Raw genomic sequence first — 23,240 nt, 5'->3', positions numbered from 1 at the left:
ATCAAATCATTAAAGTTTGCTTATTACCGCGAAAGCCAGTGCAGTCATCAGCAATGAACCGATCACATTTGCCAGAATAGTGAACAGTGCCCAATCTGTTTTTCCCGTTTGTAATAAATAAATGACTTCAGCCGAAAAAGTGGAAAAGGTTGTTAGCCCGCCGCAGAAACCTGTCATTAGCATTAGCCGCCAAACCGGATTGAGATGTGTGGCTTTATTAAAATAGGCCAAACCCAACCCAATAATAAATGCGCCAATGCAATTCGCCGTCAGCGTACCAACGGCGATTGGGGAAGATGGATTGTTCAGGCGGAGACTGATGAGCCAGCGTAGTACACTACCCAAGCCACCACCGATAAATATGGCAATAAGATTCATCATGATGGTGGCAACAGCTTATTTGACTTCTACGCCCTTAGCCTGCAAGTCAGCATGGTAAGAAGAGCGCACAAACGGGCCACAAGCCGCATGGGTAAAGCCCATTTCTAATGCGGCTTCTTTCATTTCATCAAATTCAGCAGGGCTGACATAACGCTGTACTGGCAGGTGATGGCGGCTTGGCTGTAAATATTGCCCCAGGGTCAGCATCGTGACCCCGTGGCTGCGCAAATCGCGCATAACCGCTAAAATTTCTTCGTTGGTTTCACCCAACCCCACCATCAAACCTGATTTCGTTGGGATATCTGGATGCGCTTCTTTAAATTTCTCCAGTAGTTTCAACGACCAATCATAGTTAGCCCCCGGACGAACTTGACGATAAACCCGTGGCACATTTTCCAGATTGTGGTTGAAGACATCGGGAGGTGTTGCGGTCAGAATTTCCAGCGCACGATCCATGCGGCCGCGAAAATCAGGTACTAAAGTTTCGATCTTAATTGATGGATTTTTTTCACGAATAGCCGTGATACAGTCAGCAAAATGTTGCGCCCCGCCGTCACGTAAATCGTCACGGTCAACCGAGGTAATAACGACATAACGCAGCCCCATATCCTGGATGGTCTGTGCGAGCTTAGTCGGTTCATTGGCATCAGGTGCATTCGGGCGGCCGTGGGCGACGTCACAGAATGGGCAGCGACGGGTACAGATGGCGCCAAGGATCATAAAGGTGGCGGTTCCGTGGTTAAAACACTCTGCAAGGTTAGGGCAGGAGGCTTCTTCACAGACGGAATGCAGCCCATTTTTGCGCATTGCTGCTTTGATACCTTGAATGCGGCTGGAATCCGCAGGAAGTTTGATTTTCATCCACTCAGGTTTACGCAAGAGTGCTTCACGTTCTGTGGCGATTGTCTTCACAGGGATCAAAGCCATCTTGTCTGCGTCGCGGTATTTGACACCGCGTTCCATCTGAATTGGTTTACTCATAATCGTGCTGGTTCCAGTTATATTCTTCAGATTTTGATTTACTGCCTGATAATGATGAAAAAATGTCAAGGCAGATAAATCCATTCAAATTTTTTTGAAAATTGTTAAAAAATTATATCATCTTTTATCGACGAGTTGGTATCGATTAGTTGGAATCCCAAGATCTGACAGAATTTTTCCACCAGAACAGGTTGTACATCTTCGATGGTTACTCCGGCAACAAAGTCACTGAGTTGGATCATTTGCATTCCGGCATAACCACAAGGATTTATGCGTAAAAAGGGGTGTAAGTCCATGGCAATGTTCAGTGCCAGACCGTGAAAAGAGCATCCTTTGCGGATACGTAGCCCAAGGGAACAGATTTTGTTACCTGCAACATAAACGCCGGGGGCATCTGAGCGGGCATAGGCTTCCACACCAAAATGTGCCAATGTTTCGATCACCGTATTTTCAATAGAAGTGACCAATTGGCGAACCCCGATTTTTGACCGCTTCAAGTCAATCAAAACATACATGACCTGCTGTCCGGGGCCGTGATAAGTCACCTGTCCTCCCCTGTCTGACTGGATGACAGGGATATCACCGGCTGCAAGGATATGCTCGGCTTTGCCGGCCTGACCTTGCGTAAAGACTTTTTCATGTTGGACAAGCCAGATTTCATCAGGTGTTTCCGCAGTACGCTGCTCGGTGAACTGGTGCATAGCATCTGAAACCGGTTCGTAGGGCTGAATACCTAACTGGCGTAAGATAACGGTGTTATGTTGCAATGGGAATTTCATCATTCGTTAACAAAAAGTGCCCGTCAGTATAACGCCGTAAGAGGATTCCCACCAGTTTGAGAATGCCTTAATGCAATAATATTGTTAATTAGAAGAATATGTTTTAATTTTATATTATTATGGTGATATATCTTGATGATTTTCCCTTTAATCTCTGTTTGAGCTAACAGATGGTCAAAAAAAACCAACTTCTTATTGTTGGGCACCTTTGTAGTTTTTTGGTGCTCCTTTACAGCCTCTCAATGTTGCTGCCTATTTTTGTGGCTTTATTTTATAAAGAAAAAAGTGTTTTTGCCTTTTTTGAGACCCTTGTCATTGGCTTGGTTGCAGGGGGAGTCGGCTGGTTCTTTACTCGTAAAACCAAGGCGCAACCCAGTACGCAAGATGGATTTCTTATCATTGTACTCTTCTGGTTGTTGTTCTCTTTGCTCAGTGCCTTGCCTTTTGTGCTTGATAAAAATTTAAACATCAATCTGGTGGATGCGATGTTTGAAGGAATTTCGGGTATTACGACCACAGGCGCCACAGTATTGAATGATGTCTCTGCCTTGCCCAATTCTGTACTCTATTATCGTGCTCAACTCAATTTTATTGGCGGATTGGGTGTCATTGTGCTTGCCGTTGCCATCTTACCTTTGCTGGGGATTGGTGGTGCCAAACTTTATCAATCAGAAATGCCAGGCCCCTTCAAAGAAGAACGATTAACCCCACGGCTTGCAGACAGTGCCAAAAGCTTGTGGGTAGTATATCTGTTGCTGGGAGGGCTATGTTCAGCCAGTTTCTGGGCGGCAGGCATGTCGTGGTTTGATGCCGTCTGTCATGGGATCTCAACGGTTTCCCTGGGGGGATTTTCTACCCGCAATGAAAGCCTCGGTTATTACGACAGTGCGGCCATTGAAATGGTAGGGGGCATTTTTTCGGTACTGTCAGCCGTCAACTTTGCGCTTTATTTTGTTGCTTTGACACGCAGAAGTTTAAAACCATTGCTAAAGAATGCTGAACTGCAATTTTTCTTACTGGTACTGGCGGCGATAGTCGCCATTATCTGGATAGAATTATACCGTTCAGGCATGTATGGCGTGAAAGAAGCCTTTGTTCACGGCTTTTTCATGACCAGTTCCATGATGACGGATAATGGTTTGTCGATCTCTGATTACGCCCAATGGCCTCCCCATACGGTATTGCTGCTGTTGGCCGTGAGCTTTTTTGGTGGCTGCGTGGGGTCAACGTGTGGAGGTATTAAAGCCCTGCGCTTTATGATCCTGACAAAACAGAGTGTCAGTGAAATTAACCAGCTCATTCACCCAAATGCCATCTCAACGATTAAAGTGGGCAAATCGGTGGTTCAGGAAAGGGTGCTGCGCTCTGTTTGGGGCTTCTTCTTCCTCTATGTCTTTTTTAGCTGTTTCTTTATCTGGGCTTTGAACCTGCTCGGTTATGATTTTATGACGTCATTTGCCACCGCTGCGGCTTGTATCAATAACATGGGAATAGGGTGGGGTGTGACGGCACAAGGTTTCGGTGCTCTTGACCCGATAGCAAAATGGATGATGTGCGCAGCTATGTTATTGGGAAGGCTTGAAATTTATCCCATATTGATTTTATGCTCAAAAGCGTTTTGGCGTTTTTAAACAATAGCCGAATACGGTTTCCCTATATTCGGCTATATTCGGCTATTTTCCTGCCATTGGCATTAGAGACATCAAACTTTGCTGATTTGTACATCAGCATATGATGTTAAGAGAGTAAAGCGTGTTCCGACAGGAAACGCAATTACAGTACAACACGCACCAGTTCCAGATTACCCAACTCTTCATACAACGTTTCAACTTGCTCAATATGCGTTGCATTAATGGTAATGGATACGGAATGGTAGTTACCTTTGCTGCTTGGTTTCACCACTGGAGAATAGTCGCCCGGTGCATGGCGCTGAACGACTTCAATCACTTGATCCACCAGCTCAGGTTGAGCCAGCCCCATGACTTTGTAGGTGAATGAGCAGGGGAATTCAAGTAATTCATTTAATTTCGTTTTCATGGGCGCTCCTGAAATAGATTTGCCACGGCATCATGACAATGGATTGGCCGTGGCGTGATAATTTTATAACGATATTTGATTAATATAAGGCTTTCAAGCGATTAACCGAACCAGTGATGGAACATCAGTCGGATATAGTCGATGATGCGGCTGAAAAAACCACCTTCTTGGACTTCCTGCATCACGACCAATGGACGTTGTTCGATGGTTTTGCCATCAAGCTGGAAGTTGATCGTGCCAACAACTTGATTTTTAGCCAGTGGTGCATGTAGTTCGGTATTATCCAATACATAGCTGGCTTTCAGGTCTTTTAAGCGGCCACGAGGGATCGTTAGGTAAACATCTTTGTCAACACCCAGTTGAACCTTATCTGTATCACCAAACCAAATGGGTTCTGAGGCGAATTCTTTACCGACTTGCAGTGGTGAAACTGTTTCAAAGAAACGGAAGCCCCATGTCAGTAATTTTTTGCTGTCGGTTTCACGTCCCTTGAAGGTTGGACTGCCCATCACCGCAGAAATCAGGCGCATATTGCCTTCGGTAGCAGAAGCAACCAGGTTATATCCTGCGCCGCTGGTGTGGCCTGTTTTAATACCGTCAACATTCAGGCTCTGATCCCAGAGTAAGCCATTACGATTAGGCTGACGGATATTGTTGTAAGTAAACTCTTTTTCTTTGTAAATAGAATATTCATCCGGTACATCGCGGATGAGGGCCTGCCCAATCAGTGCCATATCATGGGCAGAGCTATATTGACCGTTGGCATCCAGACCATGAACAGTTTGAAAATGGGTATTTTTCAGCCCCAGACTTTGCACATATTGATTCATCAGGTTGACGAAGGCATCTTGGCTGCCTGCCACATAATCTGCCATAGCGACACAGGCGTCGTTGCCAGATTGCAAGTTGATACCGCGGGAGAGCATCGCGACAGAAACTTGGTCACCCGGTTTTAAAAACATTAAGGATGAGCCTTTAAAGATCGGATTACCCGTTGCCCAAGCATCTTTACCTACTGTAACGATATCATTCTGGCCGATTTTTCCTGATTTGATGGCCTGACCAATAACATAGCTGGTCATCATTTTGGTCAAACTGGCGGGATCGCGGCGGATATCCGCATTCTTTTCAGCTAATACCTTTCCTGAGTTGTAATCAATCAGAATATAGGCTTCTGAATCCAGTTCTGGTACACCGGGGATCATGGTCTTGAAATTATCATCCGCGTTGGCAGATGCAGAAATGCTGGCAGCCAGGGCAATGCCAAAAGTGACACTTTTGATAAAACGGGAAGTAACTAGGTATTTCATGATTGATTAGATAACATCCGTGAGAGAAGGATTGATAGTAGGCGATATAATAACAAATGAAAAAAAAGCTGACATTTTATTATCGCGATTAAGTTTCATCAATCAGGGAGCAACAATAAAAGAGGATTGCTGCATCTGATCGGTTAATTTTTTCTGTAGTTCCTGCGCTTGCTGACGGTTATTGAACGGCCCCAATTGAACACGATAGACGTTACCAAATTGGGTAATGCGCCCTTGTACATTAAAGCGCTGGCTCAATGACTGTTGCCATTCTTTGGCTTTTTGTTCAACGCTGACGGCGCCGACTTGCACCATGTAACCGTTTGTTGATTCAGGGGCAGGTGATGTCGTTGCAGGGAGCGTAACAGGCTGGCCTGTTGTACTTTCAGTCAAGTTTTGTTCGGCTGGTGGCTGCTTTACGGTATTTTCGCCGGCAGAATTGTCTGTCATCTCAGGAGGAGTTGATATTTGGGAAGTAAGATTAGGCCTTTCAGGTAATGCAAAGCTCTGCTTAACAATCGTCGATCCTTTTGTTCCCAGACCGGAAAGCGAACCATCAGGTGAAACGAGAATACCCTCCAATTTCACTTTGCTTTGCGGCATCAAATTGAGACGCTCTGCTGCGGCATAAGATAATTCAATGATTTTTCCCGGCTTATTGTAAGGGCCTCGATCATTGACCCTAACAATCATCATGCGTCCGTTGCTTAAGTTAGTGACACGAACATAACTTGGAATAGGCAGTGTCGGGTGTGCTGCCGTTAAAGCGTAGGGGCTGGCGCGTTCACCAATGGCAGTGAGTTTTCCAGTGGATTCTTCACCGAACTTACTGGCATAACCGGTTTGGCTAAAGTGAGCAAGGTCTTGCACGATGTGATAGGTTTGCCCATCCCGCTGATAGTCTTGATTCGCGCTGGGGTGATAAGGCTCATATTGAGGTTCAGCGCCCAAAACATCCCGCGTTGGAATGGGGGGAAGGGAAGAGGTTCGATCGTTATCGGTTATAGTACAGCCTGACATCAATACTGCTACGACGCTAAGTATAAGGCACTGTTGACGCATGAAACTTCTTCCTCATAAACTTTTGGACAATAACTTACGATGCGTATGTATCGACATGATAATGCCGAACCCCGCCATCAGGACAATTAATGCTGATCCCCCATAACTGATCAACGGCAGGGGAACACCGACGACCGGCAGGATACCGCTTACCATGCCGATATTGACAAAAACATAGACAAAGAAAATCAGTATCAACCCGCCGACCATCACCCGGCCAAAGGTATTCTGTGCTTTGGTGGCAATAAACAAACCACGCACAATCACCAGCAAGTAGAGGCCGAGCAAAATAAGCACGCCAATCAACCCCAATTCTTCAGACAGAACCGCGAAAATAAAGTCGGTATGTCGTTCCGGCAGGAATTCCAACTGTGATTGGGTGCCTTGTAGCCAACCTTTGCCAAATATTCCCCCTGAGCCAATGGCAATTTTGGACTGAATGATATGATAGCCTTTGCCCAAGGGATCACTTTCTGGGTCCAATAACATCATCACGCGGGCACGCTGGTAATCGTGCATCAGGAAAAACCACAATATGGGAATAAAACAGGCCAGCAGTAACACGGCAACGCCGATGAGCTTCCAATTCATTCCCGCTAAAAACAGGATAAAGACCCCGGAAGCGGCAATCAGAATCGAGGTGCCTAAATCGGGTTGCGCTGCGACCAATAGGGTAGGGACAAAGGTCAAGACCAGTGCAATGCCGGTGTTTTTCAGTGAAGGCGGGCAGAGATCCCGATTCATAAAGCGAGCGACCATCAAGGGGACGGCGATTTTGGCAATTTCTGATGGTTGGAAACGCACAATGCCCAGATCCAGCCAACGCTGCGCTCCCTTACTAATCTGGCCAAAAACATCAACAAAGATCAGCAGAATGACACAGGCAATATAGAGATAAGGTGCCCAATTTTCGTATATGCGTGGCGGGATCTGAGCGAAGACGATCATCACGATAAGCCCCATGATGACCTGCCCTATTTTACGCTCCATCATATCAACGTCTTGCCCACTGGCACTCCACATAATGAAAAGACTGTAGGCCAGCAATGCCACTACGCATAACAGTAATGGAATATCGATATGTAGCCGGGTCCAAAAAGGAACCTTGTTTGATGAGTCTGTCATGGTATTACTCAATTAGCATCTTTTTTGGTAGACCTAAGTAAAATATGATCCAGAATTTGACGAACGATCGTGCCGACAGGCGGTCCAGATCCCCCATTTTCAAGGATGATGGAAACGGCAACCGTTGGATTGTCATAGGGTGCAAAGGCAATCATCAACTTGTGATCACGCAGATGTTCAGCCAGTTTGCTGGCATTGTAGGTTTCATAACTGAAAACCTGAGCCGTCCCTGATTTAACGGCCGCTTTATAGGGCGTACCGGCAAAGGATCGGCGGGCTGTGCCATTTGGGGCATTGGCAACACCATACATGCCATCTTTGGCGATTTCCCAATAGCCAGAATGAATATCCCCAATAGGTTCTTGGAGTGGGGGCTGGTAAGGTTGCATTTCGCCATTGACACGAGTATTCATCAGGAAATGCGGTGTTTTCACTTCACCATCATTAATCAAGATCATCAGGGCCTTAACCATCTGCATAGGCGTTGCCGTCCAGTATCCTTGGCCGATACCCACGGAAATCGTATCGCCTTGATACCACGGCTTTTTATAGCGTTTGAGTTTCCATTCACGGTTAGGCATATTGCCGGGATTTTCTTCTTTCAAATCAATGCCCGTAAATTCGCCATAGCCAAATTTTGTCATCCATTCAGACAGTCTATCGATACCCATATCATAGGCGAGTTGATAGAAAAAAGTATCCGCTGATTCGACAATGGCTTTATGGACATTCAGCTTGCCATGCCCCCAGCGTTTCCAGTCACGGTAACGTTTGTCTGAGCCTGGCAGTTGCCACCAACCGGGATTATTGGTCGTGGTGTTCTTGGTAATCACATCACTGCTGAGGGCGGCAACGGCAATAAACGGTTTTACCGTTGATGCGGGTGGGTAAGCCCCTTGTGTGGCCCGGTTAATTAAGGGGCGATTGGGGTCATTGAGCAGGGATTTATAGTCCTTGCTCGAAATGCCATCGACAAACAGATTCGGATCGTAGCTGGGGTTGGACACCATCGCCAACACTTCCCCGGTACGGGGATCGGTAACCACGACACCGGCACGGCTGGTTGTCAGTATCTCTTCAATATAGGTTTGCAGTTCTAAATCGATTGACAGGTAAATATCTTTGCCAGCCTGTGGCGGCTGTTCATGCAGTTGGCGGATCACTTTCCCCCGATTGTTGACTTCGACTTCTTCATAACCGGGTTTGCCATGCAGGATGGATTCATAATAACGTTCAATGCCCAGTTTCCCGATATCATGGGTAGCGGAGTAGTCTGGCAGAATACCTTCTTTTTCCAGCCGTTCGACATCCTTATCGTTGATTTTGGCGACATAGCCGATCACATGGGTGAGGGCGGAGCCATAAGGATAATAGCGACGTTGGTAGCCCTTGATTTCCAGCCCGGTAAAACGATATTGATTGACGGAGAACCGGGCAACCTGAACTGAGTTCAATGATGTTTTTAGGGGAATGGCAGTAAAACGACGTGCACGTTGACGCTCTTTTTGGAAGGTCTCGATATCTTCATCGGTAAGCCCAACGACAGAGCGCAGCTCATTGAGTGTCTTATCAAGATCAGCGACTTTTTGTGGCACGATTTCTAGCTGATAAATGGTTCGGTTAGTTGCCAGCGGTGTGCCATTACGGTCATAAATGATGCCCCTGCTTGGCGCGATGGGAACGAGTTTAATGCGATTGCCATTCGAGCGGGTTTGGTAATCTTCATGGCGGGTAATCTGGAGATGATAGAGATTGGCAATCAGGATGCCCGTTAAAATGATAACGCCGACAAACGCCACGAGTGCGCGGCGTATGAATAAGGCCGATTCAGCCGAGTGATCGCGAAAAGGGGTTCGTTGATTCTTCATCCCATTGCCAGAATTCACGGTGTTAGATTACCCAATTTATTCCCGATGATAAGGGTGGTTAGTCGTGATGCTCCACGCTCGATAAAGGCTTTCCGCAACCAGAACCCGTACAAGAGGATGTGGCAGGGTTAAGGGAGAAAGTGACCAGCTTTGTTCCGCGGCGGCTTTGCAGGCTGGCGCCAAACCTTCAGGGCCACCAATCAACAGACTGACATTTCTGCCATCCAGCTTCCAGCGTTCAAGCTGCTGTGCTAATTGTGGGGTATCCCAGCGAGCGCCTGGAATATCCAGTGTCACAATACGGTTGCCTTTACCAACAGCGGCCAGCATCTGTTCGCCTTCTTTTTCCAGAATGCGCTTGATATCCGCATTTTTACCCCGTTTTCCCGCGGGGATTTCAATCAGCTCAAAAGGCATATCCTTGGGAAAACGATGCAAATAATCCATGAAGCCGGTCTGTACCCAGTCCGGCATTTTTGTTCCTACAGCGACCAGTTGTAACTTCAAACTCAGCTCCAGAGTTTTTCCAATTCGTACATACGGCGGCTGTCTTCCTGCATAACATGGACCATGATTTCGCCAAGATCGACGACTATCCAGTCTGAAATGCCTTGTCCTTCAACACCTAACGGCATGATGCCAGCTTCGCGGCAGTCATCCACCAGATTATCAGCCACAGACATCAGGTGGCGGTTTGATGTTCCGGTGCAGATGATCATACAGTCAGTAATGCTGGATTTTCCGCGAACATCTATAGAAACAATATCTTGTGCTTTGGAATCTTCAAGCTTATCAATAACAAATTGTTGTAGTTCTGTGCCTTGCAAAAGGATCACCTTTATTTCATCAAATTGGTTAAGTAACGCAGAATAATAGCATGCCAATCTCTATAAAAGTAAGCGAGTTAGCTGCAAGTCACCGCATAGTCTTGTTATTTCTTATATAGCCCCTGTGAATCGATATAATTTTGTATCGATGGAGGAAGCAAATCATCACAGCTTATCCCTTGCTGGTGACGTTGGCGAATATCCGTTGCTGAAATGTTTAATAACGGCGTGGCGGCCGGGTAAATATAACCGTGTGGTTTTTGGCTTAATGGGAGTGGAGAACTTATTTGGTGCTTTTCAAGCCATGATTGCATGCCCGGAGCCGAAAGTTGGCTTTGATAACCGGGGCGGGAGCAGACCAACAGATGACAAATATCGAGCAGTTCTTCCCACTTATACCAGGTATGGAGAGTTTGTAATGAGTCTTGCCCAATAATGAATGCCAGTGGGTGTTGTTCACCGATTTCCTGACGAAAGGATTTCAGCGTTTCTATGGTGTAAGAGGGCGATTGTCGTTCCAGCTCACGGGTATCCACAGTAAACAGCGGGTTATCCCGCACGGCCAGACGAACCATTTCCAGCCGTTGTTGGGCCGTTGCTTCTGGTTGAGGGCGGTGTGGGGGAACGTGATTAGGTAATAAGATAACCTGTTTGAGTCCCACTAATTGAGCCAAGGCTTCCACAGGCCGCAAATGACCATAATGAATGGGATCGAATGTACCCCCGAATAGCGCCTGAATTACCGGAGAGGCCGTATTTGCTGAGTTAATATTTTGAGCGTCGGTCTTGATGGAATCAATAGAGTCAGGCATTCAGGAAGTTCTCTGGTAATGGTTTTCCGCATAACAACATAGAAAGCGTTTCCAGGTCAGCCCAAATGGATTGGCTATAATCCTGTTTGACACGCAGTTCCATCTGGGTCAACAAATGGATGGCAGATTGCAGTTCTCGTTGTGACAGACGCTGTAATGCGGTTGACAGCAATGCCCGGCGATTTTGCCAAACCTTGTGTTGATCAAACAAAGCCTTCAACGGAGTAGTGGTATATTGACGCTTAAGTACCAGAAGTAGCATGAGCTCCCGCTGTACAGTACGCAGCAAAATAACCGCCTCAGTATCTTCCTGGCGAAGTTGTTTCAATATATGCCATGCCCGTTTTATTTTTCCGGCCAGCAAAGCATCAACCCAATGATAGGGGGAAAAGTGAGCCGCATCACTGATGGCTTCTTCTACACGAGGAAGTGTCAATCGATTATCAGGATAGAGCAGGGAAAGACGTTCCAGAGCCTGAGCCAGTGCCAATAAGTTTCCTTCATAGCAATAGCACAGGAGTTGATTGGCTTCATTTTCCAGTAATAGTCCCTTGTTTTTGGCGCGTTGTGCCACCCATTGTGGCAGGCGATTCTGCTCAGGTGTCAGGCAACTGACGTAGACGCCATTTTGCCCAATCGCCTTGAACCACGGGCTGTTTTCCTGCGCCTTGGTGAGCTTGTGTCCACGTAATATCAGCAAAATATCAGCATGCAGCAGCCCCGACAGTTTGGTCAGCCGTTCTGCCATTGCGGCATTAGGACCATTTTCCGGCAGCAGCAGGTTAAGGGACTGACGGTTGGCAAATAGGCTAAGTGACTGACAGAGACTGAAAATTTCATCCCAATCGGTATGGTTATCCAATGCGAAGGTGAAATGCTCCATAAATCCATGCTGTTCAGCCACTTTGCGGATGTTGTCCTGACTTTCCTGCAAGAGTAAGGGTTCGTTGCCCCACAACAGGTAGCTGCCTCGCAGCCCTTCATTGAGCTGCGAGAAAAGTTGTTCAGGATAAAGTCGGATCATGGTTTCTGTGTAGCCGCCGCTTTCTGTTTTTCTTCGGCTTTCAGGAGCTCTGCACTATGAACGGTCAATAATTGGCGCATTAGCTGACGGGCAGCCTGTTCGCGCATTTCCTGTTGAACCAGTTCATTTTCTGCATCTTTTGCCAGCGCTTCCAACGGGTTATCGAAGAAAGAACGATCAACCTTTGCCCGCAATGGATAGATGCTGCCATCCGGCATCAGAACCTGAGCATCAACACTCAGTACCAACAGACGTTCTGCCGATTTGCCATCCTGAAAGACAGAAACTGTCTCTTTATTTTCATTAGAACCAACCAGTTTCAGGATAGGTACTGAAGCATCGCCATTTTCAATAATTTTGACATCATTAAGACGAAGTTGCTGACGTACTGCACGTGCCAGAGGCCCGTAAGGGTCACCAGAACTTAATTGCAATGTTTGAAGCTCTTTTGGTACTTGTGTTGTGCCCCGAAGATGAAAACCGCAGCCAGCGGTGACCAGCACCGCCAACCCGAGCAACAACGTGAAAATATGATGTCGTAGATGATTACCTACACCACTTCTTACCACACGTTTTACCACAAATAGAATCTCCTGTTATCAGCCTACAATTATCAACCTACAACCAGATTCAGTAATTTACCTGGAACATAGATGACTTTGCGGATACTGACGTCTTCAAGATATTTCTTCACACTGTGTTCTTGTGTCGCCATCTCTTGGACGTGCTCTTTTGCTGCATCTGCGGGTACAGTAATGCGACCACGCACCTTACCATTAATCTGAATAATGACCAGTTTAGTATCGTCTACCATGGCCTGCTCATCAGCTTGTGGCCATGCCGCCGTGTCAATGTCGCCCTCATTGCCAAGCGCTCTCCACATCACAAAGCAAGCGTGTGGCGTGATAGGTGAAAGCATACGGACAACCGCAATGAGTGCTTCTTGCATCAGGGCGCGATCTTGCTCTGTTTCCTGTGGTGCACGCGTCAGTTTATTCATCAGCTCCATGATGGCGGCAACGGCGGTATTGAACGCTTGACGGCGACCAATATCATCAGTGACTTTCGCGATGGTTTTGTGCAAGTCACGGCGCAGATCTTTCTGTTCTGTCGTCAGGTTATTAACATCCAGTGGCTGAGTTGCCCCTTTGTTGCTGTGTTCGTAAACCAGACGCCAAACACGTTTCAGGAAGCGGTTAGCCCCTTCCACGCCAGATTCTTGCCATTCCAGTGTTAGCTCTGGTGGTGCGGCAAACATCATGAACAGACGGACGGTATCCGCGCCGTATTTATCGACCATCGTTTGGGGATCGATGCCGTTGTTCTTGGATTTCGACATCTTGCTCATGCCGGTATAAACCAGTTCATGGCCATCTTTATCCGTTGCTTTCACAAAGCGGCCTTTCTCATCACGCTCAACAATGGCATCAGCCGGAGATACCCAGACTTTCTCGCCGCTGTTACCTGTGTAGTAGAAGGCTTCAGCCAGAACCATGCCTTGGCACAGCAGGCGCTTAGCGGGTTCATCCGAGTTGACCAGACCAGTATCGCGCATCAATTTATGGAAGAAACGGAAATACATCAGGTGCATGATGGCGTGTTCAATACCACCAATGTATTGATCCACGGGCAACCAATAGTTAGCCGCCGCCGGGTCCAGCATACCTTTATCATAATCTGGGCAGGTATAGCGCGCGTAATACCATGAGGATTCCATGAAGGTATCAAAGGTATCGGTTTCAAGCAGCGCCGGTTGGCCGTTAATGGTGGTTTTTGCCCATTCAGGATCAGCCTTGATTGGGCTGGTGATCCCATCCATCACAACATCTTCCGGCAAAATGACCGGTAATTGATCGGCTGGAACAGGAACCACCGTGCCATCTTCCTGTGTTGCCATTGGAATTGGGGCGCCCCAATAACGTTGGCGGGAAACACCCCAGTCACGCAGGCGGTAATTCACTTTACGTTGGCCGACACCCATGGCAACCAGTTTGTCAGCGATAGCATTGAAGCCTGCTTCATGGTTCAGGCCGCTGAATTCACCGGAATTGACCAGGGCATTTTTATCCGTAGCCGCCGCGTCCTGAAGGTTGGGTACATTGCCTTCGTTGTCAAGGATAACGGCTTTCATTGGCAGGTTGTACTTGGTGGCAAATTCCCAATCGCGTTGATCGTGCGCTGGAACCGCCATAACAGCGCCTGTGCCGTATTCCATCAGGACAAAATTGGCAGCCCAGATAGCGATCTTTTCGTTGGTCAATGGGTGAATGACAAACAGGCCTGTTGGTACACCTTTCTTCTCCATGGTTGCCATATCCGCTTCGGCAACTTTGGTATTACGGCATTCGTTGATGAATTCGGCCAGCTCAGGATTATTTTCCGCCGCCTGTTTTGCCAGCGGGTGACCCGCCGCGACGGCGACATAGGTTGCTCCCATGAAAGTATCCGGGCGAGTGGTATAAACGGTCAGTGTTTCCTGGCTGTCAGCCACATTGAAGGTGATTTCGACCCCTTCAGAACGGCCAATCCAGTTGCGCTGCATGGTCTTGACCTGTTCAGGCCAATCTTCCAGTTTATCCAGATCATTAAGCAACTCTTCTGCGTAATCGGTGATCTTGATGAACCATTGTGGGATCTCTTTACGTTCAACCTGAGAATCACAACGCCAGCAGCAGCCATCAATAACCTGCTCATTGGCGAGAACCGTCAGGTCATGTGGGCACCAGTTAACGGCGGAGGTTTTTTTGTATACCAGACCCTTTTCGTACAATTGGGTGAAGAACCACTGTTCCCAGCGATAGTATTCCGGCGTACAGGTCGTCACTTCACGATCCCAGTCATAGCCAAAGCCCAGCATTTTTAACTGGTTTTTCATGTACTCAATGTTGGAATAAGTCCACGGGGCAGGAGCGGTATTATTTTTGACTGCCGCGCCTTCTGCCGGCAGACCAAACGCATCCCAACCGATAGGTTGCAGTACGTTTTTGCCCAGCATGCGCTGGTAACGGGAAATCACATCACCAATGGTGTAATTACGGACATGGCCCATATGTAGTCGGCCAGAAGGATAAGGTAGCATAGACAAGCAGTAGTATTTTTCTTTGCTGTTGTCTTCTGTCACTTTGAACGTTTGCTTCTCTTGCCAATGAAGCTGGACTTGTTGTTCTATGTCTTCTGGACGATATTGTTCTTGCATGGCACCGATAATCCTATGGTGAGTAATAAAGCCACGCCATTAGCGCGTTTGGTTGGTTTATGAAATCTAAGGTTCCATAGCATAGCTGATAAGGGATAGGGGCAACAACTCTTGTTAAAGGCGGAATGCGGAAAATGACTTATTTTTAGGGGAAATTTAAGGTCGGCGGTCGTTTTTCCATCCGCCGACGAAGAACCATCAGTGCAGAATTTTCGCCAGAAAATCGCGGGCGCGCTCTGATTTTGGGTTGGCAAAGAAATCGTCTTTCTGACTGTCTTCGACAATTTTGCCTTCATCCATGAAAATAACACGGTGTGCTACTTTCTTGGCAAACCCCATCTCGTGGGTGACCACCATCATGGTCATGCCTTCGTTCGCCAGTTCCACCATCACATCCAGCACTTCATTAATCATTTCAGGATCAAGCGCAGAAGTCGGTTCATCAAACAGCATCGCAATCGGGTCCATGCAGAGTGCACGGGCAATGGCAACACGTTGTTGCTGGCCACCAGAGAGTTGGGCCGGGAATTTATCCGCATGGCTGGCTAACCCAACTCGCTCCAGCAGTTTTAATCCCTTTTCAGTCGCTGCTTTCTTATCACGCTTCAACACCTTGACCTGAGCCAGTGTCAGATTCTCAATGATGGACAGGTGAGGGAAAAGCTCAAAGTGCTGAAACACCATCCCGACCTTGGAACGCAATTGTGCCAGATTGGTATTCTTGTCATTGACTTTGGTGTCGTTTACGCGAATTTCACCTTGCTGGACAGGTTCAAGGCCATTGACCGTTTTTATCAGTGTGGATTTACCGGAACCCGAAGGCCCGCAGACCACAACGACCTCGCCTTTTTTGACTTCCGTCGAGCAGTCAGTCAGAACCTGAAATTGGCCATACCACTTGGATACATTTTTCAGGGAAATCATCAAACAGTCCTTTTCTTCAAATAGTTAACCAGCATAGAAGCGGAAAAACTAATCACAAAATAAACAAAGCCGGCAAACAGAATCATTTCAACCTGAGTGCCGTCACGCTCACCAATATTCGTTGCGGTACGGAAAAAATCCGCCAGACTCAGTACATATACCAGAGAAGTATCTTGAAATAATACAATGCCTTGTGTCAGCAGCAATGGGATCATGGCCCGAAATGCCTGTGGCAGTATCACCAAGCGCATGCTTTGCATAGGGGTCATGCCCAGCGCCAGCGCAGCAGAGGATTGCCCGCGAGAAATGCTCTGGATACCTGCCCGAATGATTTCGGCATAGTAAGCGGCTTCAAAGAGCGAGAACGCTACCATTGCAGAAATTAAACGGATATCAGTTTTTGGTGATATGCCTAGAATATTTTGTAATAAGTTAGGCACAATCAGGTAAAACCACAGTAATACCATCACCAGAGGCACTGAGCGGAACAAGTTAACATACAGGGCGGCAAACCAGCTCACTGCCTTGATGGATGAGAGGCGCATCACCGCCAGCAGGGTTCCCCAGATAATGCCGATGATAATGGCTATCACGGTAATTTTTGCTGTTATCATCAACCCGTTCAGAAGAAAAGGTAGACTCGGTATAATCGAACTCCAGTCAAACTGATACATTTCTTTATCGCCCTCCCATATTGCCCGGTAAACGAACTTTTTTCTCCAGTATGCTCATGGCAAGCATAATCACGAGATTGATGCCGACATAAGCCAACGTGATTGCGGTGAATGATTCATAGGCATGTGCGGAATAATCCAGCAATTTATTAGCCTGAGCCGCCATATCAACCAGCCCGATGGTGGAGGCAATGGCAGAGTTCTTGACCAAATTGAGCATTTCTGAGGTCATCGGGGGAATGATCACGCGGTAAGCATTGGGCAGCAGAACGTAACGGTAAGTTTGTGGCAGGGTTAAGCCCATTGCCAGCCCGGCGGATTTTTGCCCTCTTGGCAGTGACTGAATTGCCGCACGGACTTGCTCGCATACACGGGCAGCGGTGAATAATCCTAAGCAAATGACGGAGGAAATAAAAAATTGGATATTGGGGTCCAGATCCATTTTGAACCAATCGCTTAGGTTTTTGGGCAGGAATTCGGGAACCACCAGATACCAGGTAAAAAATTGGACAATGAGAGGCACGTTGCGAAATAACTCAACATAACAGGTCCCAAGCCCGGACAAGAATTTATTCGGGACGGTACGGAGAATCCCGAACAATGAACCGACAACGAGTGCAATGATCCAAGCGCAGATGGAAAGTGCAACCGTGACTTGAAAACCAGAAATAAGCCACCCCAGATAGGTGGTATTACCAAAAGGGGCAGCTTGTAAAAAGATATCCCAATTCCAATTAACGGACATAATCGAACTCCCTGATATGGGGTTAGCTGTCATTCATCGAATTTAAATATGAAAAAAATGAGGTAGGGAACGACTACCTCATACCCGCCTTGCCAATAAAATCAGAATTTTTAGTTCTTAAATTAATTCAATGCCTTATCGTTTGGAGCTTTAAACAGTGCTCTCATTTCATCTGACATGGAGAAGTTTAAGTTCAGATTTTTAGGTGGAATGGGTTCTTTGAACCAGCGATTAAACATTTTTTCTGCTTCACCGGAGGTTTGCACTTTAACAATGACGTCATCAATCAACGCCTTGAATTGAGGATCATTTTTGCGCAGCATACAGCCGTATGCTTCTTCCGATTGTGGTTTGCCAACAAGAGTCCATTGATCAGGTTTTTTCGCTTTCGCGCGTTCACCGGCAAGTAAGGCATCGTCCATCATAAAGGCGACAGCACGACCTGATTCCAGAGTGCGGAATGAATCACCATGATCTTTGGTACTGATAATACGCATTTTCATTTGTTTCTCATCATTGAGCTTATTCAACAAGATTTCAGAGGTTGTACCTGAAGTCACAACGACATTTTTTCCTGCCAGATCATCAAATCCCTTGATGCCTGAGTCTTTTTTGGTCAGCAGGCGGGTGCCGACGGCAAAGATAGTATTGGAGAACGCGGCTTGTTTCTGTCGTTCAAGGTTGTTGGTGGTAGAACCACATTCAAAATCGAAAGTGCCATTTTGCAGCAGGGGAATACGGTTTTGGGAGGTAATCGGGATCAGCTTGACTTGCAAATTAGGCATGTCCAGTTTTTTCTTGACGGCATCAACGATCAGGTTGGAATAATCTTGAGAATAACCAACGACATTTTGCTGATTATCGTAGTAAGAGAATGGAACAGAAGACTCTCTGTGCCCGACAACGATAATGCCATTATCTTTGATTTTTTTCAGTGTCCCAGTCAATTCCTGTGCATGGGCAGCGCCAACCGCACTAAGTAACATCATGGTTAACATCAACTTACGCATATACAGCTCCTTTATCTGGTTATTTTTTCGTGAAATTGGATTTTTTACCGATAATTGTGTTTCTACATGGATGAGTAACGCTGTCTATAGAAACGATTTTCTGAGTTGTTTTGTTTGGGTATCGTAAAAAAATAATCCATAATGTTGCTTTTTTGAAACAGTAATGTTTCCATTTCGCGACTCACATCGCACTATAAATAAACAATTTCATTTATGTGTGGTTAAAAAGCAAATAATATTGAATGTTATTCACATTTTGCGTTATTCGAAATAATATTCTGCTTGGTGGGTTATTTATGGTGAGATATTTGATAAATTATTGGCATCTTAGTGATGAAAGCGGTGGTTAACAAAAACCAGAGCATAATTAACATGCCCTGATTTTTGTTAACGTTTCATTAATAACAATAGAAAGTGTATACCCTGCAAACTTCACCTTGCCGTTCGCAAGCTGAAAACAGCTTATTACCTCCCCTCGAGGAAATTAATTTTTGCGGCGATTTTTCATCAAAGCAAAGATGAAAAATAGCGCACTTGCTCCCCATACTGGCCAATTCCCAAAACGAAAATAGGGGGTTAATCCTGTCGCAGGGGTGACTTTGGTCGCCAGGACCTGTCGGGTAAATTGTGGCAGTTCCGCTTGAACCGAGCCATCAGGATTGATGACTGCGGTAATACCATTATTTGTCCCTCTCAATAGAGGGCGACCCAGTTCAAGGGAGCGCATCCGGGCCATTTGGAAATGTTGCCACGGGCCAATAGAGTGCCCAAACCAGGCATCATTAGAAACGGTTAGCAGGAACTCGGTATCAGGTTTGAAGTTATCACGCACCTGTTCACCCAAAATAATTTCATAGCAGATAGCCGCAGTAATGTTGTGCCCTGCCACTGACAGTTGAGGCTGGATGTAATTCCCCCGGCTAAAAGAAGACATTGGCAAATTGAACAAAGGTGCTAATGGGCGCAATAGTGATGCTAATGGCACAAATTCACCAAACGGGACAAGGTGATGTTTGTCGTAACGGGTTAGCGCTGGATATTGGTAAGGCGCCTTATCTCCCAATACGATAATACTGTTATAGAATTTATAACCTTCCAACGTTGGTCGGGCATCGACAATGCCAGTGATCAGGCTAGTATTGTGTTGCCTCAGCACGGTATCCAGTTTGGTCAGGAAATCATTTTGGTTATATTCATAATCAGGGATAGCCGACTCCGGCCAGATGATGATTGGCGCTTTCCCAATGAAAGGACGGCTGTTATCCAGATAGATATCCAGCGTTTTTCCAAGAACAGAAGGAGCCCATTTTATGGTTTGGGGAATATTACCTTGCACCAAAGCAATTTCAGTCGCTTTTTCTGGTTGCAGGGTATACCACGGGTAGTGCCTCATTGGCCACGGTAACAGCAGCAAAATAATGGCGAAGATAGCCGCCGAAATTTTTTTCTGTATAACCGCAAGAACCAGCAGCCCACTGATTAGCGTAAGTAAGAAAGTAATGCCTTCTACACCCAAAATAGGCGCAATGGCTTTCATGGGGCCATCAATCTGGCTATAACCAAATTGTAACCACGGAAATCCAGTTAATATCCAGCCACGCAAGAATTCTGTCAACTGCCACAGTGCCGGACTGGCTATAACCAGCCTGATGCTGTTGGGAGCCGGAAAAAAACGGTTCAATAAGCCGACAAATAACGCGGGATAAAGAGCAAGATAGGCAGATAGCAGGATCACCAAAAAGATATTGACAGCGGTCGGCATGCCACCAAAGTCAGCGATACTGATATAAACCCAATTTGCGCCACTGCCAAATAAGCCAAGACCCCAGCATAAACCAATAAAGCAGGCTTGGCGGGGGGTTCTGTTCAAAGAAAGGATTTGCAGGCCGAAGAGAGCAATAAGAGCCGCAGGCCAGAAATCAAAAGGTGAAAAAGCCAGCGTTCCACTGGCTCCGAAGAAAAGTGCCAGCATGGCACGTAACCGCTGGCAGCTCATTAATGAGGCTTTGTTCATCTAGATCCTATTATTGTTTGTCAAGGCTAGGAACGTCAGCATCATCCGGTATTTTTACATGAACCTGAATGATCTTACGACTATCAGACATTGTCACTTTGAAAAGATAGCCATCAATCGTGATAGATTCCCCACGAGAAGGCAGATGTCCAAATGCCTGCATGACCAGCCCACCAATGGTATCAACCTCTTCATCGCTGAAATGGGTACCAAAAATGTCATTGAAATCCTCAATTTGAGTCAATGCTCGCACGGAATAGGAGTGGCGGCTTAAAGCACGAATATCGTTATCTTCGTCATCATCGTATTCGTCCTCTATTTCACCCACAATCAGTTCAAGAATATCCTCAATGGTGACCAGCCCTGAAACACCGCCAAATTCATCGATCACAATCGCCATATGATAACGTTGGGAACGGAATTCTTTCAGCAGACGGTCTACACGTTTACTTTCCGGTACAACCACAGCCTGACGAAGTACTTTATCAATGCTGAAAGGTTCTGCATTGGTACGCATGAAGGGTAGCAGATCTTTCGCCATTAATATGCCTTCGATATGATCTTTGTCTTCGCTGATCACGGGAAAGCGTGAGTGGGCCGAGTCAATAATAACATCCAGACATTCGTCCAGAGATTGGTTGCGTTTTAAGGTAACGATCTGTGAGCGCGGGATCATAATGTCACGCACGCGTTGATCAGCAATATCCATGACACCTTCGAGCATCTCTCTGGTATCGGGATCGATGAGGTCGTTCTGCTCAGAGTCACGGATCAGTTCAACCAAATCATCACGGTTTTTCGGTTCACCGTGAAAAAGCTGATTAAGAAGCGCAAAGAAGCCTTTCTTAGGGCCAGGGCTATCGTTACTTGAAGGATGGTCGTCGCTCATGGCGTTTTAATGAAAATTCCCCATTAATAAAATCGTAGACTAGTATGTTTAACATAAAAATGTTAGCAAGGGTTATTCTTTTTCCATCAGGTAGGGATCAGGATAACCCATTTTTTTAAGAATCTCTGTTTCCAAAGATTCCATCTCTTCTGCTTCATCGTCTTCGATATGATCATATCCCAGAAGATGAAGGCTGCCGTGAACCACCATATGTGCCCAGTGTTCCTCGACGGTTTTTTTTTGCTCTTTTGCCTCTTTTTCAACAACTTGCCGACAGATAATTAAATCACCGAGTAAGGGTAATTCAATTTCAGGTGGCGCTTCAAAGGGGAAAGATAACACATTAGTGGGTTTATCTTTCCCACGATAAGTGAGGTTTAAATCATGGCTTTCTGCCTCATCGACCACACGAATGGTCACCTCACTTTCTGCCTGAAATTGTGGCAGAACACCCTCCAGCCAGTGTTGGAAAAGTGCTTCTTCTGGAAGCCCTGCGGGATTTTCACAGGCAATTTGTAAATCTAGTACCACTGAACTCATTGTGCTTCCTGTCTGCGTTTCTCATTGAACGCTTTTTTGCGTTCCTGCTCTGCGGCTTCCCATGCTTCATAGGCAACCACCACTTTTGCCACCACCGGATGGCGAACAACGTCTTCACTGTGTAAGAAGTTAAAACTCAGTTCATCAACATCAGATAAAACTTCTATTGCATGACTCAGACCTGATTTTTGCCCCCTTGGCAGGTCAATCTGGGTCACATCACCGGTGATGACTGCTTTGGAATTAAAACCAATGCGGGTCAGGAACATTTTCATCTGTTCGATAGTGGTATTCTGACTTTCGTCGAGAATAATAAAGGCATCATTAAGCGTTCGTCCACGCATATAAGCCAGTGGTGCGACTTCAATAACGTTTCTTTCGATAAGCTTCTCAACTTTTTCAAATCCCATCATCTCAAACAGGGCATCATAAAGCGGACGCAGATAAGGGTCGACTTTCTGGCTCAGGTCGCCGGGCAGAAAGCCCAGTTTTTCGCCGGCTTCAACCGCAGGGCGGGTCAGCAGGATACGGCGGACTTCCTGACGCTCCAGTGCATCAACCGCTGCGGCGACAGCCAGATAAGTTTTCCCGGTGCCCGCCGGCCCAACCCCAAACGTGATATCGTGATCAAGGATGTTGGCAATATATCGCGCCTGATTAGGTGTACGGGGCTTTACCACACCCCGTTTAGTTTTGATATTAACGGCTTTGCCGTATTCAGGAACGCTTTCTGCGGCTTGTTCCAGTACCCGGCTTTCGGCAATGGCGAGATGCACTTGCTTAGGCTCAAGATCGGGTATTACGCCGCGCACAGGCGCAGTTTCGACATAAAGGTGACGCAGTATTCCTGCTGCCGCACTCACACACAGTGGTTGACCTGACAGTTTGAAACGGTTGTCACGGTGGTTGATCTCAATGCCCAAACGATGCTCAAGTTGTTTCAGATTATCATCAAGTGGTCCACACAGACTCATCAGACGTTGGTTGTCTGCGGGTTCCAGAAAGATTTCTTGGGTTGCTACTTGTGGGTTTATTTGTGTCA

Annotated in this window: 23 protein-coding genes; 1 reads left to right on the top strand and 22 read right to left on the bottom strand. The window is 46.6% G+C overall.

Going from position 1 to position 23,240, the window contains the following annotated elements:
* Positions 1-9: 9 nt before the first annotated feature.
* The 3 genes from crcB to lipB all read right to left on the bottom strand — a co-directional run bounded on the left by crcB (position 10) and on the right by lipB (position 2,141).
* Positions 10-381, bottom strand: coding sequence for a fluoride efflux transporter CrcB (crcB, locus tag PSI15_RS01125; protein WP_273581929.1), 372 nt, complete (start codon positions 379-381; stop codon positions 10-12).
* A gap of 15 nt (positions 382-396) precedes the next feature.
* Positions 397-1,362: a lipoyl synthase gene (gene lipA / locus PSI15_RS01120; protein ID WP_045973358.1), complete on the bottom strand. Its 966-nt coding sequence runs from the start codon at positions 1,360-1,362 to the stop codon at positions 397-399.
* A gap of 104 nt (positions 1,363-1,466) precedes the next feature.
* Positions 1,467-2,141 (bottom strand): lipoyl(octanoyl) transferase LipB, encoded by a 675-nt coding sequence (gene lipB, locus PSI15_RS01115; RefSeq protein WP_443256057.1) that lies wholly within the window; start codon positions 2,139-2,141, stop codon positions 1,467-1,469.
* 170 nt (positions 2,142-2,311) lie between these two features.
* Here lipB and PSI15_RS01110 point away from each other — a divergent pair, with 170 nt between their 5' ends.
* Positions 2,312-3,772 carry a TrkH family potassium uptake protein gene (locus PSI15_RS01110; RefSeq protein WP_273581928.1) on the top strand — a complete coding sequence of 487 codons (1,461 nt, stop codon included), beginning with the start codon at positions 2,312-2,314 and terminating at the stop codon, positions 3,770-3,772.
* A 142-nt stretch (positions 3,773-3,914) separates the two neighbouring features.
* Here PSI15_RS01110 and ybeD read toward each other — a convergent pair whose 3' ends face one another.
* From ybeD to PSI15_RS01015, 19 genes are all read right to left on the bottom strand, one after another.
* On the bottom strand, positions 3,915-4,178 hold the full coding sequence (gene ybeD / locus PSI15_RS01105) for a DUF493 family protein YbeD (RefSeq protein ID WP_012989589.1): 264 nt from the start codon (positions 4,176-4,178) through the stop codon (positions 3,915-3,917).
* A gap of 101 nt (positions 4,179-4,279) precedes the next feature.
* Positions 4,280-5,488: a D-alanyl-D-alanine carboxypeptidase DacA gene (dacA, locus tag PSI15_RS01100; protein WP_273581927.1), complete on the bottom strand. Its 1,209-nt coding sequence runs from the start codon at positions 5,486-5,488 to the stop codon at positions 4,280-4,282.
* Between the two features lie 102 nt (positions 5,489-5,590).
* Positions 5,591-6,550 (bottom strand): endolytic peptidoglycan transglycosylase RlpA, encoded by a 960-nt coding sequence (gene rlpA / locus PSI15_RS01095; RefSeq protein ID WP_273581926.1) that lies wholly within the window; start codon positions 6,548-6,550, stop codon positions 5,591-5,593.
* A 12-nt stretch (positions 6,551-6,562) separates the two neighbouring features.
* Positions 6,563-7,675, bottom strand: a complete 1,113-nt coding sequence (gene mrdB, locus PSI15_RS01090; RefSeq protein WP_273581925.1) for a peptidoglycan glycosyltransferase MrdB — start codon at positions 7,673-7,675, stop codon at positions 6,563-6,565.
* 8 nt (positions 7,676-7,683) lie between these two features.
* Positions 7,684-9,543: a peptidoglycan DD-transpeptidase MrdA gene (mrdA, locus tag PSI15_RS01085; RefSeq protein ID WP_273581924.1), complete on the bottom strand. Its 1,860-nt coding sequence runs from the start codon at positions 9,541-9,543 to the stop codon at positions 7,684-7,686.
* Between the two features lie 36 nt (positions 9,544-9,579).
* Entirely contained in the window at positions 9,580-10,050 is a 471-nt protein-coding gene (gene rlmH / locus PSI15_RS01080; protein ID WP_045969528.1) for a 23S rRNA (pseudouridine(1915)-N(3))-methyltransferase RlmH, read from the bottom strand.
* 2 nt (positions 10,051-10,052) lie between these two features.
* Entirely contained in the window at positions 10,053-10,379 is a 327-nt protein-coding gene (rsfS, locus tag PSI15_RS01075; protein WP_084720958.1) for a ribosome silencing factor, read from the bottom strand.
* A gap of 95 nt (positions 10,380-10,474) precedes the next feature.
* Positions 10,475-11,182, bottom strand: a complete 708-nt coding sequence (nadD, locus tag PSI15_RS01070; protein ID WP_273581923.1) for a nicotinate-nucleotide adenylyltransferase — start codon at positions 11,180-11,182, stop codon at positions 10,475-10,477.
* Positions 11,175-12,206, bottom strand: coding sequence for a DNA polymerase III subunit delta (holA, locus tag PSI15_RS01065; RefSeq protein ID WP_273581922.1), 1,032 nt, complete (start codon positions 12,204-12,206; stop codon positions 11,175-11,177). The genes nadD and holA overlap by 8 nt, the downstream gene beginning before the upstream one ends.
* The gene (gene lptE, locus PSI15_RS01060; RefSeq protein ID WP_273581921.1) at positions 12,203-12,787 is read right to left on the bottom strand and encodes an LPS assembly lipoprotein LptE; all 585 of its coding nucleotides are present in this window, start codon (positions 12,785-12,787) and stop codon (positions 12,203-12,205) included. The genes holA and lptE overlap by 4 nt, the downstream gene beginning before the upstream one ends.
* 32 nt (positions 12,788-12,819) lie before the next feature.
* Complete coding sequence (gene leuS / locus PSI15_RS01055) at positions 12,820-15,402, bottom strand: leucine--tRNA ligase (protein ID WP_273581920.1); 2,583 nt, start codon at positions 15,400-15,402, stop codon at positions 12,820-12,822.
* 198 nt (positions 15,403-15,600) lie between these two features.
* Positions 15,601-16,326: an amino acid ABC transporter ATP-binding protein gene (locus PSI15_RS01050; RefSeq protein WP_273581919.1), complete on the bottom strand. Its 726-nt coding sequence runs from the start codon at positions 16,324-16,326 to the stop codon at positions 15,601-15,603.
* The gene (gene gltK, locus PSI15_RS01045; RefSeq protein ID WP_273581918.1) at positions 16,326-17,000 is read right to left on the bottom strand and encodes a glutamate/aspartate ABC transporter permease GltK; all 675 of its coding nucleotides are present in this window, start codon (positions 16,998-17,000) and stop codon (positions 16,326-16,328) included. Before gltK ends, PSI15_RS01050 begins: the two co-directional genes overlap by 1 nt.
* A 4-nt stretch (positions 17,001-17,004) precedes the next feature.
* Complete coding sequence (locus PSI15_RS01040) at positions 17,005-17,745, bottom strand: amino acid ABC transporter permease (RefSeq protein ID WP_045969544.1); 741 nt, start codon at positions 17,743-17,745, stop codon at positions 17,005-17,007.
* Between the two features lie 122 nt (positions 17,746-17,867).
* A complete protein-coding gene (locus PSI15_RS01035) occupies positions 17,868-18,755 on the bottom strand; it encodes an amino acid ABC transporter substrate-binding protein (protein WP_443256052.1) in 888 nt (295 codons plus the stop codon).
* A gap of 484 nt (positions 18,756-19,239) precedes the next feature.
* A complete protein-coding gene (gene lnt / locus PSI15_RS01030; RefSeq protein ID WP_273581917.1) occupies positions 19,240-20,769 on the bottom strand; it encodes an apolipoprotein N-acyltransferase in 1,530 nt (509 codons plus the stop codon).
* 10 nt (positions 20,770-20,779) lie between these two features.
* Entirely contained in the window at positions 20,780-21,658 is an 879-nt protein-coding gene (corC, locus tag PSI15_RS01025) for a CNNM family magnesium/cobalt transport protein CorC (protein ID WP_045969556.1), read from the bottom strand.
* Positions 21,659-21,730: 72 nt separating this feature from the next.
* Positions 21,731-22,198, bottom strand: coding sequence for an rRNA maturation RNase YbeY (gene ybeY, locus PSI15_RS01020; RefSeq protein WP_273581916.1), 468 nt, complete (start codon positions 22,196-22,198; stop codon positions 21,731-21,733).
* The gene (locus PSI15_RS01015; RefSeq protein WP_443256056.1) at positions 22,195-23,172 is read right to left on the bottom strand and encodes a PhoH family protein; all 978 of its coding nucleotides are present in this window, start codon (positions 23,170-23,172) and stop codon (positions 22,195-22,197) included. The genes ybeY and PSI15_RS01015 overlap by 4 nt, the downstream gene beginning before the upstream one ends.
* Positions 23,173-23,240 lie beyond the last annotated feature (68 nt).

The organism is Xenorhabdus sp. PR6a (assembly GCF_028599065.1).
Lineage (GTDB): Bacteria > Pseudomonadota > Gammaproteobacteria > Enterobacterales > Enterobacteriaceae > Xenorhabdus > Xenorhabdus doucetiae.
This window is presented reverse-complemented; position numbering and strand designations above follow the sequence as displayed.